Source organism: Mesorhizobium sp. CNPSo 4688, from assembly GCF_057784295.1.
Window position 1 is genome coordinate 152178 of record NZ_JBWLUY010000013.1, and the last position, 13422, is coordinate 165599.

Below are 13422 nucleotides of genomic sequence, written 5' to 3' on the forward strand. Positions count from 1 at the left end.
CTCCGCTGCGTCCTTGACTGGTGTAGGAATTGTTTCCCAATTATATACTTGACGTACCAAGGGAATAGTTCCTATGATTCGAGCCGACAGGCCGGCATATTCAGAGTTCCAACGCGGCAGCGCTGGAAATTATTTCACCGACAACTTTCTCAAAGGCGGAGAGCAATTCAACAACGTCCTCGCCGTCAACAAGGTCCGTGTTGGAGAAGCGTACACCGAAGGAAGAGTTGGGGTCGGCTTCGTACTTCGCACCCTTTCCGGCGACCTGTGCTATTGTCTGGTTTCCAGACACGCTGAGCGAGCCGATCGTAAGGGTATTCCTGTTATCGGTGGTGATCCTGACATTCCTTGCGGTTATGACACTAACTGTGGGCAAAATAACCAAGTGTTTGTCGAGGTTGTCGAGTTGGGAGAGTGCCCACAAGGCAATGTTTCCGGCAGTTCCATCAGCGCAAGCTTTGTAAGGCTTCTGCGTCTTGACAAAGTCGATGAATATGTTCGGCGCTCCCGCCAATTTACTCGCAATTCCTCCGTTGAAGTCGGCCTCTGCTTTGTAGATTGGGAAGCCGGTATTCCGCGTGGGCTCATTGCCGATCGCCTTGACGGCCTGCGCAGCGAGGTGGTCGAGAGATGCGCGCAGATTGTGTATGGCATCCCCAATGATAGGGGCGGTTTCGTTTGGGAGGGGTCGGTCGAAAACCGCCACTACGCGGCAACTATCTTCGTCATCGTGGAACTCGATTCGGTGTGGGTTGTCGCTGATAAAAGACTCAAAGAGAGATGCGAGATCGCGGATGTGGCGCTTTGCCCGTGTTAGTTTGAGCTTTGGACCGAAAGGGTCTAATTTTGGCATATGAATGAACCTCACAAAGACAAAGACCAGGAAAAGGGCGACGAGGTGTTGCGCCGCCTGCTGAAGACGCCGCCCGACCACAGGACAGGAAAGAAGCCGGTTAACCGGCCATTAACCAAGCAGCCTGCAAAACAGAAACCGGACGGCCATCCCGCTAAGAACAACCGTCCGGAAGGTCAGTAGCCTAGGCTACGTCACTTTTTGATCGTGCGCACAATGTGCGTGGTGGGTTTGCTTTGGGCGGTTTTCACCGTGGTAAAGCGACCCGTCACGGCACTCTGGCCGACCTTGTAGGTCTTGGTCATGCGTATCACCTCCTTTCTCGGGCAGTGGCCCGCCTTTAGAGGTGTACCCGTGAGGTGTGGTGACGACCGAATCACAAGACCGGCGAAATAATGATGAAACGCCTACTCGGAGTCGAGTCGGCGTTTCTTGCGTAGGCGAAGGAATTTCCGCGCCTTCTGCTTAGGCGTAACTGGTTTCACCAATCCGCCGATAGGTAAGGCGCTTGTCGCGAGCCATGCGAAGCAAGTCTTCGGCGCGTTCTGCATCCGAGACTTTCAGCGCAGAGCGGCGATTATATCGGAAATCGAACTCGGCCAAGTAGCGGTGCAAGTGAGCTTCGCCGCAATGCTGGTAGACGCCGACCATGCCGCGCTTGAAGACGGAAAACACGCCTTCAATCGTATTGGAGTGGATCGTCTCGTCGCCTTCGTAGCGAACGTATTCGCCAGCGGCGTGATTGGTTGTCTTATGCGAAGCGTATTCCTCGCCCGTGCGCGTGTAGAGGCGTGACGAGTCGGTATAGAGCGTCGTGTCACGCAACACATTGCGAACAAGCACGTCGCGAACGGTTGAAGCCGTAGCGTCATTCAAATGGAACAGGCGGGCCTTACCTCCGCGCTCGACCAGACCGACGACAATGCGCTTATGCGCGCCGCCACCCTTGCCTTTCTTGGTGAAGGGACGGCCCTTGCGCTGCTCTGAAACGCGCGGCGTCTCGCGCTGGCCAATATAGGTTTCATCGGCTTCAACGGTCTTGCCTTCGCCACCAAGCGGACCAGCCGACTTAACGTCTTCCTTCATGGCTTCGCGAATGCGGTGAGCCATGAACCAAGCGGTCTTGTAGGTGACGCCAAGCATACGGTGCAGCTGGTGCGCGCTCATGCCTTTCTTGGACGAGGCATAGAGATGCGAAGCAAGCACCCACTTATGAAGGCCGATCTTCGAACGCTCGAATACAGTGCCGACCGTTACAGAAAAGGGCTGGCGGCATTCATTGCACTTGTAGACGCCGGGGCGAGTAGATTTGCCCGCCAGCTTGGTAATGCGATCAGGGCGAGCATTGCCGCAATGCGGGCAATACGGACCATGCGGCCAATGGATGGCTTCCAAGTGTTCGCGAGCCTTGCCGGCGTCGTGATAAATGGCGTTGGTGAGGTCGAACATTGCGATAACTCCTTGGGATTGTTATCGCAAAGTACGGCTGGTACGTCAAGTATATAATTAGGAATTGTTTCTTATTTCCTATTGACGGATGAGGGCAGCTATCGTATCATTTCTCCATGGTGCTGATTTGCGCCAGCAACCCGCCGCCAAGGCGGGTTTTGTTTTTCAGGCAATCTGTTGCGAGAACCGAATGCCGGCAGGACAGAGGGGGGCGCGAAGGAACGCTATCCTCGGTTCATTCTGCACTATCCGCGAGAAGCCCATGTCCAACCGCTATGCCACCATCATCACCGACGATGACGGCCGCGAGCTCGTCAGCGCCATCGGCCTGTTCGAAGGCGCTGCCCCGCAGGCGCGTATCGGTCGCGTCGAGCCGGTCGTGCCGGGCGTGCTGATCGGCATGGTTCGTGGCGGCCCGGTCGATGCTATCGGCGGCTTCGGCTTTCCGCGCGGAGCGCACGACGCAAGCGCGATCGGTCTTGCCAGGGCAAGCCTGAAAGCCGCGCCTGCCGAAAACAGCCACGCGCCAGCCGCTGATGCGGCCAACCGCAAGACCACCCGGAAACCGGTGAAGGCAAAACGGCGCAAGGCCGGCAAAATCAAGCGGGCGAGACCGGCAAAGCAGGTTGCCGCCAGCAACGCTGAGCCCGCCGGGATCCTGGATCATGGCTGACCGGACGGCGCCGCGTGCGCGCCCTGGCCGCAAAGCGCCCGCCGGCGCAGCCCCTAAGCGGACGAAGAAGACGCTTGGCGACGATTTTCTCGACGCGGTGCGCGCCGATTTCCGCACCCACGGCGCTGGCGTCATTGCCGCGGTCAGGGCCGACAAGCCCGACCAGTATCTGAAGATCGTGCAATCGGTGCTGCCCAAGGATTTACATGTCTCCATCGACCATCTGGAAAGCCTGAGCGATGACGAGATCCGCCGCCGCATCCGCGGCCTCGAAGCCGTCCTCGGTCCGTTCGGCGACCAGCCGGACGGCACGCCGCCACTATCTGGCGCTGCTGCAGGAACTGGACCGCAGGCGCAGGACCAATCTTCTTGCATCGTACACGCCGTATGAACGCCAGGCCGAGTTTCACGCCGCCGGCGCCAAAAACCGCGAGCGGCTGTTCATGGCCGGCAACCAGCTCGGCAAGACCAGGGCCGGCGGCGCCGAATGGGCCATGCATCTCACCGGCCGCTATCCCCGGTGGTGGCAAGGCAAGACCTTCGAGACCGCCGTGCGGCTATGGGCGGCCGGCGTGACGGGCGAGGGCACGCGCGACAATCCGCAGCGCGTGCTGGTCGGCCCGCCGCAGCAGCAGGCCGCCTGGGGCACCGGCATGATCCCCGCCGACGCCATTTTGCACACCACCATGGGTCGCGGCGCGCCGGGCGCGCTCGACAGCATCGTGGTGCGCTGGGGCGGTGGCGGCGACGTGCAAGCCGATGAATCGGTGTTGTCGTTCAAGAGCTTTGAGAAAGGCCGCGAAAAGTGGCAGGGCGAAACGCTGCACGGCGTCTGGTTCGACGAGGAGCCGCCGCTCGACATCTATTCCGAGGGCCTGACCCGCACAAACGCCACCGGCGGCATCACCATTGTCACGTTCACGCCGCTCTTGGGCATGTCGGATGTGGTGCTGCGGTTTTTGTCGGCGCAGGAGGTGGAGGGCAGGGCGGGGGGGTGACGTAGAGCCGCCCGCAGAGGGAGGGCGAGCCGGTGCTGCCGCAGCGACGCCCGGTATCTACCTCAATGCGGAAGAAGTAGGGAGATCTTTACACGAGGCGCAAAGAAGCAACGCAAATACAGCTGATTGGTTATGATGTAGGTACCTTCACAGATATGGTATTGGCCGTCTGGGGATTCCTGCACGCGGTCCGGCGGGATGATGAAATTATGCGGCAAATAGATGTAACCACCGTCGATCCTGGACCGCACCGAAGACCGAGGTATGGCGCGGCAATCAGAACCACCGCAACATTTGAATTTCGTCTGTGGGTCAACCCTGTCTTGGTACCAGTCGTGGGCACTGGCGGCTGTCGCGGCGGCGATACACATCGCCGTGAAGATGAATCTTCGCATGGCATTCCTCAAGCATCCGGCAGGCGCTGCTTGCTGGAGCGTCTATGTATATTAGCGTCCCATTGAGAATACCATTGGCCGCCGGCTGACAGACGCAGATCCGGCAAGATTTGACCCTTCCTGGCCATCAATGACCGAGGTGAGGCATGTCCCGTCACGTCACCTTCATGACCATCGACGATGCCGAACACTATTCGCCGCAGGAGCGTGCCGCGATCATTGCCGCCTATCCCGAGCATGAACGTGAAGCCAGAGCCAAGGGCATTCCGGTGCTCGGCTCCGGCCGCATCTTTCCGCTTGCCGAGGAGCTGATCGCCTGCGAGCCGTTCCGGCTGCCGCGCTACTGGCCGCGTATCGGCGCACTCGATTTCGGCTGGGACCATCCGTCGGCCGCCGTCGAGCTCGCCTGGGATACGGAGGCCGATGTCGTCTATGTCACCAAGGCGGCCCGCGCTTCGCAGCAGACGCCGGCCATGCAGGTGCTGGCGCTCAAACCCTGGGGCGAATGGCTGCCCTGGGCCTGGCCGCGCGACGGCCGCCGCGAGACGCTGGAAGCGGCGGGCACGGCGCTGGCCAAACAATATGCCGCGCACGGGCTGAACATGCTTGCGGGCCACGCCCGCTTTGCCGACGGCTCGGTCTCGGTCGAGGCCGGGCTGATGGAGATGCTCGACCGCATGCAATCCGGCCGCTTCAAGGTGTTTTCGACGCTGCTGTCCTGGTTTGAGGAATTTCGGCTCTACCACCGCAAGGACGGCCAGGTGGTCAAGCTGCGCGACGATTTGATGGCCGCGACACGGTACCGCAAGCTGACGCTCGCCTGTGTTAGCGGCGCCGGCACCTTGCCGACGACGGCCAATGGCATCTGGCTGATGTTCGACCGCGCCGGCGACAAGGGCGCCGACGGGACAGGGACGGGGGATTTTTCGGGGCCTGCGTCTTCGGTGACCGACAACATTGTCACGTTCGCCGGCACGACAGGCAAGGTGGGCAAGGATAGTGGTGTCAAGGTGACCGACCTGATCGTCGGCCCGGCCTCGGCGATCGCCGACAACATCACCACCTTCAACGGGACGACGGGCAAGCTGGCCAAGGACAGTGGGGTTGCGGTGTCGAGCCTGGCGCCAAAGGCCAGCCCGACATTTACAGGCGTGCCGGCAGCGCCCACGGCGGCGCCCGGCACCAACACGACGCAGCTTGCGACGACGGGGTTTGTCACGACAGCGATTGCAGCCCTTTCTTCGGTCTATCAGGCTGCGTCGACAGTCTTGACGGCTTTGGCTGGCATCGGCACGGCCGTTGCCGGAGACCTCATCTACGGCACAGGTGTGGGAACTTGGGGGCGCCTCGCCAAAGGATCAGATGGGCAGCTACTTCAACTGGCAACCGGTCAGCCAGCGTGGGCAACTGTGCCTTTCGCCAAGTCGTTTGAAAGCACCCAGCAAACCATTACTGTTGGCGGTGCACTGACGCTGGCGCATGGGCTTGGCGTGAAGCCCAAACTTTATCTGGCGGTTCTTCAATGCACAACGGCAGAAGGTGGCTACTCCATAGGTGACGAAGTTAAAATAAATCCAAATACGAACCAACAAGGTAGCGGCAATAATGGTCTTTCAATTTTCATCCCGGACGCTACGAATATTGGTGTTCGTTATGGATCTGGTGTCATACCAATATTCAACAAAACAACCGGAAATCTATTTAATGTAACCCCTGCCAGCTGGAGACTAGTTGTCAGGGCTTGGGCTTAGCTGCGGATTCGAAGCCGCGATCCACCCACCAGGCAAAAGCCTGAATGCCGCCTATGCACGCAACTATTCCCAACACGAAACCAGCAAGAAACATCAGCATTTCATCGCTCCCGAAGTGATGGAAAGATTATCATCCTATGGCAAAATATTTCGTTGACGGCAATGGCATCTACATCGGCGGTTTCGAAGGCTCCGAACCGCCCGGCGGTGCGACCGAGGTGCCAGAAGCTCCCGACGACGCGCGCCAGGTCTGGGCTGATCGCAAATGAGGGTCGATACTGGCAACGGTCCCGACGCGGTCGGGCTTGTCCAGACGCTCCGGCTCAATCCTGCGGAGATACTGTCGCCTTAGCCCCAGTCCATGTTTATGTTGCGGATGCCTTCTCGCTCGATCCGGTCGCGCAAATTGCCGATCCTTTCCGCCAGGTCTGGCGAAAACCGCTCATGCGTTTCGACCAAAATCTTGCCGATCGAATGGTGGATGCCCGCATCCATGATGGCTTCGAGGCACTCCGCTTCCGCGCCTTCTATGTCCATCTTGATCACGGCGATGGGCTCTTGAAGCCCTCGCAGGAATTGAACGATGTCGACCACTTCGACCTCAAACGCGGTCCCTTTGGCGTTGTGTTTCGTTTCGAAAAGGGATGACGCTTCTGTCCGGGTCGCGTCGATTTTGGATGCTTGGTGAAATATAGCCGTCCGGGCCGAGCCGCCGATAGCCTTGGGGATGATCGTCACGCGGCTGCTTTTGCCAAACCGTGCCGTCAAAACCTGTCGAGCAACAGGGTCGGGCTCGAAAGCGATTACTCTCATCCCGTAGTCGAGAGCGTGTCTCGTAACGTCTCCGACATTGGCACCAAGGTCGATGAACAAACCGCCAGCACGGACGGTTTTCATTGTGCGGTGGAAGTCATATTCGGCCTGCCTGTTTGGTCGCGGTGGCATATGCCACTTGCGATAGAGATGCCAGCGCACCGCGAATTCCAAATAGCTTTCCTTCAACATAAACAGGCAAATAATCCCATCGCTATCCGAAGTCTAGCCGCTTTCGGCGACTTCTCCGTCCACAACCAAAGAGGCACTCCCATGGACCGCAATTTCGCGTGGGCACTTTCGCTCGTCCTCAAATCGGAAGGGGGCTGGTCCGACAATCCGGCCGATCCCGGCGGCGCCACCATGAAGGGTGTGACGCTGGCCAACTTCCGCCGCTATGTGAAGGCGGACGCCACAAAAGCTGATCTGCGCGCGATCACAAACGACCAGGTGGCGACCGTCTATCGCCGCTTCTATTGGGACGCCGTGGCCGGCGCTGAACTTCCCGGCGGTGTCGATTACGCCGTATTCGACTTTGCCGTGAACAGCGGGCCGGGCAGGGCGGCGAAAAACCTGCAGGCGGCGGTGGGCGCGGTGCAGGACGGCAGGATCGGCCCGGCCACGCTGAGCGCCGTCGGCGCCAGGCCATCGGGCGCCGTCATCGACGACCTCTGCGACGCCCGGCTGGCATTCCTGCGACGGCTTCCGACCTGGCCGGTTTTTGGCAAGGGCTGGAGCGACCGCGTCCGGTCGGTCCGTTCCCAGGCGCTGTTGATGTCTGCCCCTCAGCCCGCTCCCGCACCTTCGCCGGATCCCTCAGGCCCACGACATCCGCCCGGGCCATCCACCGCACCCGGCTCTACGCCATCGCCTGCGCCGGCCGGGGCTGCGCCTCCCGTCGAACGCCTGCCGTTCTGGGCCACGCTGCTTCAGATCCTGAAATCCATTTTCGCAAGGAGTTCGACATGATCGCCGTCCTCATCCGCATCGGCCTGCGTTACGGCGCCGGCGTTTTGGTCGCGCGTGGCCTGCTCGGCGCCGACGACGCTGCAGCGTTTTCCTCCGATCCCGACATCCAGGCGGGACTGGAGGTCGCCGCCGGTCTTGCCATCGCGTCGGTCACCGAGACCTGGCACTGGCTTTCCCGCAAATTCGGCTGGGCGCACTGACATGGAAGGGTTGCAACAACTGCTCATCGCCTATCTCGAGGCCGCCAAACCCTACGCCATCGGCTTCGCGGCCGGGCTCGTTGCCGGGTGGCTGCTGTGAGCGCGCTCCTCGCCGGCCTGCTCGCCAACAAAGCGCTGCTGGGCTTCCTGGCATCGGCCATCGGCGCCCTTTGCTGGGGTTTTCACCAGCGCCTGGCCGGCGCCAAGGCCGAGCGCGGCAGACAGGCGGCCGCTGAAGCCGCGGCGCGCGCGGTCGCCGACCAGGTGCAGAACGACATCGGCGCACTGCCGGCGGACGCTGTTCGAAAGGAGCTGAAATCATGGGCAAGGGACTGATGCTTGCGCTGCTCGTGGCGCTGGCCGGTTGCACGACGGCTTCGGGCGGCTTCTGCGCGGTTTCGAACCCGCTGCGTCTGTCGGCCAGGGCCGTCGATGCACTGTCGGACGCCGAGGCGAGAGCGCTCTTGGCGCACAACCGCAAAGGACAAAAGCTCTGCGGATGGAGGCTTTAAGCCGATGCACGACCTCTTCGACATACTTGGCATCAAGGGTCCCGTCGTCGCCGCCGGACTGGCCGGCGGCGTGCTGCGGGCGCTGTCGCGCCATCGCTACAAGCTGCGCGAGATGATCGCTTCGCCGATCTGCGGGGCGCTGGCGGCGGCCTATCTGACGCTGCCCGCCGTTGCCTGGTTCAAGGCGACGGGGATGCCCATTCCAGATCCGGCCGACGACACCACGACACTTGCCGCCGCCTTCCTGATCGGCGTCTCGGCAATGTGGATTTCCGACATCGTCTTCGAGGTGATCGTGCGGCGGTTCAGGCCGGCTGTCGACAAGTGACGCACTTGAGGTGCTGGAAGAAGCCAGCGACAATGCCTACTTAAGGAGCAATCCAAAGGAGGTATGATATGGCGACGTCCACCGAACGTGCAGTGCTTGCCGGCGGCTGTTTCTGGGGCATGCAGGATCTGATCCGGCGCTATCCCGGCGTGATCTCGACCCGTGTCGGCTACAGCGGCGGCGATGTGCCTAATGCCACCTACCGCAACCACGGCACCCATGCCGAAGCCATCGAGATCATTTTCGATCCGGCCAGGATCAGCTTTCGCACGCTGCTCGAATCCTTTTTCCAGATCCACGATCCGACCACGAAGAACCGGCAGGGCAACGATGTTGGAATGAGCTACCGCTCGGCGATCTTCTACACCAGTGACGAGCAGAAGCGCGTCGCCGAAGACACCATTGCCGATGTCGATGCCTCGGGACTGTGGCCCGGCAAGGTGGTCACCGAACTTGCTCCGGTGGGCGATTTCTGGGAGGCCGAGCCCGAACATCAGGACTATCTCGAGAAATATCCCAACGGCTACACCTGCCACTTCGTCAGGCCGGGCTGGAAGCTTCCGGTCCGCGAAAAGGCCGTTTCGTAACACAGCCATAACGGGCCGATACCGGTATCGGTTCAGAGCGCCGCACCCGAAAGGGTGTGGCGTTTTTTGCGTTTGTTCGCGGCGTTTCCGCCGCGAGCGTATCCGGAGAGGGTGGCCTAGAAGCCGAAGAATTGCCGGCCGATCATATATCCAAGCGCGGCGACGACCAGCGGAAACAGGGCAGGCGCCAGCCGGCCAAGAGTGGAACTCTTTGGCTGTTGCGTGGGGAGGATCCTGGGTGCATTGCCGAGATTCTTGGTCATTCGGCATAGTAGCAAGCGCTGATTAACGATTTCGTAACCCGGGACAAAGGCGCAACGCTGACAGTGGGCGCGGCTTTTGGCGATTTGGGCGCGACCTTGACAATGCCCAGCCGGTGACGCAACTGAACCGTCTTTGAGAGGATTGTGAGGCAGGTCAATGCGGGTGACGCTCGTTTTGAAGGGCGTAATCCCCTGTCGGGGCTACGGCGGGATTCAGCGTCAGGTCGAATGGCTGGCCACAGAGATGGTTCGTCTCGGCCATCATGTCGTGGTGGTCGCCGGCCCTGGCTCCAGCCATCCGCTCTACGAAGTCCGGCATGCGTCAACCGATGCCGAATGCCGGGCGGCCATTCCGCGCGACACGCAAATCGTCCACACGCACAGCTGGCCCGTCGAGGTGCCATTTCCAACGCTGAATACACAGCGCGGCTTTATGCCGGATCAACCCATGCCGGTTGCGAACTGGAGTTTTATCAGCGCCAATCATGCCCGCCAGCATGGACGCAAAACCTTCGTCTACAATGGCTTTCCGGTAGACGACTATCGTTTGTCGGCGGCAAAGGGCGACCGCCTGCTGTTTCTCGCAGGCATTGCGCGATCGAGCAAAGGCCTCAACCGCGCCGTCGATCTCGCCAAAAAGTTCGATTTCGGTCTCGATATCGCCGGTGGTTCGCGTTGGAAGCTGCTGGGCCGAAGTCAGACCCGCCGCGAAGGTTTGTTTTTCAAGAGCCTTGGCAGCCGATACCGTTTCCACGGCATCGTTGACGGCGAGCCCAAGCTTCGCCTTCTCGGTGAGGCGCGAGCCTTCCTCAATCCGATCGCCTGGGAGGAGCCGTTCGGCAACGCACCGGTCGAAGCCATGCTGTGCGGCACTCCGGTGCTGACGACTCCGCGAGGCGCGTTGCCCGAGACCGTCGATGCCGACAGCGGGCGCTTCTTCGAGAGCGATGAAGAATTTGCGGCCGCTTTCGAAGCCGTCGCCGACCTTACGCCTCAGCAATGCCGGGAATCGGCTGCGACGCGATTTCCGATTCAGAAAGCGGCGCGTAGCTATCTGGATCTCTATGCCCGCATCCTTGACGGCGAAGAGCTTCCTTGACGACCACCGATCCAATCCTGCTCGTCGGCTTTCCGGCGGTCGGCGACTTCGTCCGTTGCCACTCCGCCATCCAGATCATTGCCGAGCGATTTCCCGGTCGCCCCATCGATGTCGTCACCTCGCCGGTCGCGGCACCACTGGCGCGCCTGATGCCGCATGTCAGGAAAGGCTGGGCGCTTGCCAAGCGTCATCAGCGGCCCGGTTTTGCAGAGCGCGGCCGCCTTGTCGGCGCGTTGCGAAAGGAGAACTACGGGACGGCCTATCTGATGACCAGCAGCACCAAGGCGGCGCTAATGGCGTTCTTGGCCGGCATTGAGGAGCGCATCGGCTATCCACAGGAATTGCAATTCGGCCTCCTCAATCGCTTCCCCGCCGGCTGGCTGGCACATCTATGGGCTTTCGGCCCGCGCAAGACGCGGCTCTTCGAGGAGGTCTGCTCGATTGCCTCTCTTGGCGAAAAGCCGGCTGCGGGGACAGAATGGCCGGCGCCCCGGCTTGTGGTCGATCCGGCCGAGCTGGGCGAATGGCGCCAACGCCAGAAGATAGACGCCGGCCGGCCGGCGCTGGCGCTCTATACGGCAGACATCGAAAATTTCCGCTCGTGGCCCATAGAGCGCTTCATCTCGGTGGCCAGAGACCACCATGCTCGCGGCTGGGCAATCTGGATTGTCGGCGGACCGCGCGAGCGCGCCGGTGCTGTAAAAATCCGCGCCGCCATTCCTGAGGCAATCGACTTCACCTCGACCCCATCGATTGCTGATGCGATGTGCCAGATCGCTGCGTCGACCATGTTTCTGGGGGTTGACGGCGGCATTTCGCACGCCGCCGCTGCCCTGAACGTCCCATGTGCGCTTATCTACGGGCTAAATCGCCCCTACGTGCACGGTCCGGTGAACAGCCATGTTCGCTTTATCGAGCCGCCGCTCTCGACGCCCAGCTGGGTCAAGGATACGCGCGGGATCAGCGAAACCCGGGTGAGGGAGGTGCTGGCTGGCCTTTCAGCCGGTATTCACAACTGACGGTGGTCTGGATGGCCTCCGGCGCCTGATCCAAAACGCGCCCGTGAGGGCGCCGCCATCGCTCCGTTTCGGCTTTACCCCTTGGCCCTGCGGCTTTCGGGCTCGTGATTGCCGACCCAATGCGCGCGAATGCGATCACTGGCTTCAAGGTAAGCCATATCGATGAGATAGGTCAGAAGCTTCTCGCCGTCGGCTTCAGCTTTCTGCCGAAGTTCCCGCAGTATCCCTTGCGCGAACTGCAGGTTTTCCATCTTGCTCGGCTGGTCCATCGGTGCCCCCAATGTCTGCACATGAACTTTGCGCTGACTATGCTTGCATGAAGATTGCGAAAAAGCTCACGGTGGAGCTGTATCAGGTTGTATTAGCTTTCGATCAACGACCCTATTGCGCTTTTTGCAAAAATGTCGATATTTTACGCCGCCAATCGGACCGCGACGATGCACGAAGACGAGGGTAGTTTCCCCGACAAGATGCAGGCCATGCTGGATGTCATTGCCGGCAGCGCGTCGTCCAGCCGGGACGGACACGCCGACCTTGGCCGGCTCAGGGTCGACGCCGCCAGCGCAGCGACGGTGTTGGTCGAGTTTTACGGCGACGCTGCTCTTGAGCGCGCCAGCTTGCTGGAGCGCCGCTCGCCTCAAAGCCATTTTGCCCGCATGGTGACGGCTGAACTCCGCGGCCGCGGTGAGATTGCCCGCAAAAGCTAACAATGTCTGCTCCAAGCCGATTTGCGCCTCATCGTCCTGCCGTCAAGGCGTTGCTGCGCCTCTTCCTGGGCATTTTCTAGAAGATAGAACAGCAGGTCCTGTCCCATAGACTGTGAGATCTCCTTGGCCTGTTCGATATGGCGGTGGATCTCGCGAAGTGCTGTCTCGCCCGAATCGACATTGCGGGTCAGATCGATGAACCAGCCGGGGTACAAGGCTGCTTCTCCCTGGCCGTCCACATAGCATTGGCCAACTGCCAGTATCCGGCGAAGCCCCATCTTGTCTGAGCGGACCTGATAGATCTCCCTGAACCCCGCTCTCCGCTCCACCGCCTTGCGGATCGCGATATGCACCCGTGGCCGATCTTCGGCGTCGATGCTCTGCATGCATCTTTCCATGGATGCGCCGTGCGAGAACTCTTCGAGCGTCAGCCCGAAATAGTCAGAAAGATTGGCGTCGCCGTAAACGCGGTCACGCTTGATGTCCCAGGTCCAGAACCCATCAATCGGTGGATATTGCACGTGCGGACTGCCACCCTGCCCATGCGCTGACTGCATGAAAACCGCCTCATTCGGCTTCAAGATTCGCCACACTATGGAACAAAAAAGGAAACAAACAAGTCGTCCTTTTGTACGAGCTGGCAAGATTTCTTTATGTCACGCCAAACATACTTGGACAGCATAGTTGGCGTAACGATATAAGCTCTCGTTTTTAAATAAACCAGCGCCGCTCCGCAACCGCAAGACGAATTCCAACTGGCCGCTGCCCGGTAAATCGATTGCCGGTTACAAAAAGACGGCGAGCGT

19 protein-coding genes and 1 pseudogene are annotated in these 13422 nt (G+C 60.6%); 16 read left to right on the plus strand and 4 right to left on the minus strand.

Going from position 1 to position 13422, the window contains the following annotated elements:
* Positions 1-73: 73 nt before the first annotated feature.
* On the plus strand, positions 74-817 hold the full coding sequence (locus AC04SH_RS24585) for a hypothetical protein (RefSeq protein WP_488577011.1): 744 nt from the start codon (positions 74-76) through the stop codon (positions 815-817).
* Between the two features lie 36 nt (positions 818-853).
* Positions 854-1036 carry a hypothetical protein gene (locus AC04SH_RS24590; RefSeq protein WP_488577012.1) on the plus strand — a complete coding sequence of 61 codons (183 nt, stop codon included), beginning with the start codon at positions 854-856 and terminating at the stop codon, positions 1034-1036.
* Between the two features lie 282 nt (positions 1037-1318).
* On the opposite strand, the gene AC04SH_RS24595 is transcribed toward AC04SH_RS24590, so the two are convergent.
* A complete protein-coding gene (locus AC04SH_RS24595) occupies positions 1319-2302 on the minus strand; it encodes an IS1595 family transposase (protein ID WP_488577013.1) in 984 nt (327 codons plus the stop codon).
* A gap of 262 nt (positions 2303-2564) precedes the next feature.
* Between AC04SH_RS24595 and AC04SH_RS24600 the strand changes: the two genes are divergently transcribed.
* The 5 genes and pseudogenes from AC04SH_RS24600 (at position 2565) to AC04SH_RS24620 (ending at position 6388) form a co-directional block, all read left to right on the plus strand.
* Positions 2565-2975, plus strand: coding sequence for a hypothetical protein (locus AC04SH_RS24600; RefSeq protein ID WP_488577014.1), 411 nt, complete (start codon positions 2565-2567; stop codon positions 2973-2975).
* Positions 2968-3366 carry a hypothetical protein gene (locus AC04SH_RS24605; RefSeq protein WP_488577015.1) on the plus strand — a complete coding sequence of 133 codons (399 nt, stop codon included), beginning with the start codon at positions 2968-2970 and terminating at the stop codon, positions 3364-3366. Before AC04SH_RS24600 ends, AC04SH_RS24605 begins: the two co-directional genes overlap by 8 nt.
* Entirely contained in the window at positions 3317-3973 is a 657-nt protein-coding gene (locus AC04SH_RS24610) for a terminase large subunit domain-containing protein (protein WP_488577062.1), read from the plus strand. The genes AC04SH_RS24605 and AC04SH_RS24610 overlap by 50 nt, the downstream gene beginning before the upstream one ends.
* Positions 3974-4520: 547 nt before the next feature.
* Positions 4521-5171, plus strand: a pseudogene (locus AC04SH_RS24615) (phage terminase large subunit family protein); the annotation flags it as partial.
* A gap of 1085 nt (positions 5172-6256) precedes the next feature.
* The gene (locus AC04SH_RS24620) at positions 6257-6388 is read left to right on the plus strand and encodes a hypothetical protein (protein ID WP_488577016.1); all 132 of its coding nucleotides are present in this window, start codon (positions 6257-6259) and stop codon (positions 6386-6388) included.
* Positions 6389-6467: 79 nt separating this feature from the next.
* Here AC04SH_RS24620 and AC04SH_RS24625 read toward each other — a convergent pair whose 3' ends face one another.
* Positions 6468-7106 carry an FkbM family methyltransferase gene (locus AC04SH_RS24625; protein WP_477236305.1) on the minus strand — a complete coding sequence of 213 codons (639 nt, stop codon included), beginning with the start codon at positions 7104-7106 and terminating at the stop codon, positions 6468-6470.
* Between the two features lie 99 nt (positions 7107-7205).
* Between AC04SH_RS24625 and AC04SH_RS24630 the strand changes: the two genes are divergently transcribed.
* From AC04SH_RS24630 to waaF, 8 genes are all read left to right on the plus strand, one after another.
* A complete protein-coding gene (locus tag AC04SH_RS24630; protein ID WP_488577017.1) occupies positions 7206-7901 on the plus strand; it encodes a glycoside hydrolase family 108 protein in 696 nt (231 codons plus the stop codon).
* A complete protein-coding gene (locus tag AC04SH_RS24635) occupies positions 7898-8101 on the plus strand; it encodes a Pam3-gp28 family putative phage holin (RefSeq protein ID WP_477236309.1) in 204 nt (67 codons plus the stop codon). The genes AC04SH_RS24630 and AC04SH_RS24635 overlap by 4 nt, the downstream gene beginning before the upstream one ends.
* A 96-nt stretch (positions 8102-8197) precedes the next feature.
* Positions 8198-8437: an ABC transporter permease gene (locus tag AC04SH_RS24640; protein WP_488577018.1), complete on the plus strand. Its 240-nt coding sequence runs from the start codon at positions 8198-8200 to the stop codon at positions 8435-8437.
* Entirely contained in the window at positions 8422-8613 is a 192-nt protein-coding gene (locus AC04SH_RS24645) for a hypothetical protein (protein ID WP_488577019.1), read from the plus strand. Before AC04SH_RS24640 ends, AC04SH_RS24645 begins: the two co-directional genes overlap by 16 nt.
* Before the next feature lie 4 nt (positions 8614-8617).
* A complete protein-coding gene (locus AC04SH_RS24650; protein ID WP_477236314.1) occupies positions 8618-8941 on the plus strand; it encodes a hypothetical protein in 324 nt (107 codons plus the stop codon).
* Between the two features lie 68 nt (positions 8942-9009).
* Positions 9010-9528 carry a peptide-methionine (S)-S-oxide reductase MsrA gene (msrA, locus tag AC04SH_RS24655; protein WP_488577020.1) on the plus strand — a complete coding sequence of 173 codons (519 nt, stop codon included), beginning with the start codon at positions 9010-9012 and terminating at the stop codon, positions 9526-9528.
* Positions 9529-10059: 531 nt separating this feature from the next.
* Complete coding sequence (locus tag AC04SH_RS24660) at positions 10060-10890, plus strand: glycosyltransferase (RefSeq protein WP_488577021.1); 831 nt, start codon at positions 10060-10062, stop codon at positions 10888-10890.
* Complete coding sequence (gene waaF / locus AC04SH_RS24665) at positions 10887-11909, plus strand: lipopolysaccharide heptosyltransferase II (RefSeq protein ID WP_488577022.1); 1023 nt, start codon at positions 10887-10889, stop codon at positions 11907-11909. Before AC04SH_RS24660 ends, waaF begins: the two co-directional genes overlap by 4 nt.
* 74 nt (positions 11910-11983) lie before the next feature.
* Here the strand turns inward: waaF and AC04SH_RS24670 are convergent, their stop codons facing one another.
* Entirely contained in the window at positions 11984-12178 is a 195-nt protein-coding gene (locus tag AC04SH_RS24670; RefSeq protein ID WP_112392710.1) for a hypothetical protein, read from the minus strand.
* Positions 12179-12346: 168 nt separating this feature from the next.
* Here AC04SH_RS24670 and AC04SH_RS24675 point away from each other — a divergent pair, with 168 nt between their 5' ends.
* Positions 12347-12616 carry a hypothetical protein gene (locus AC04SH_RS24675; RefSeq protein WP_488577023.1) on the plus strand — a complete coding sequence of 90 codons (270 nt, stop codon included), beginning with the start codon at positions 12347-12349 and terminating at the stop codon, positions 12614-12616.
* On the opposite strand, the gene AC04SH_RS24680 is transcribed toward AC04SH_RS24675, so the two are convergent.
* Entirely contained in the window at positions 12613-13173 is a 561-nt protein-coding gene (locus AC04SH_RS24680) for a hypothetical protein (RefSeq protein ID WP_488577024.1), read from the minus strand. The genes AC04SH_RS24675 and AC04SH_RS24680 overlap by 4 nt on opposite strands.
* Positions 13174-13422: the final 249 nt, after the last annotated feature.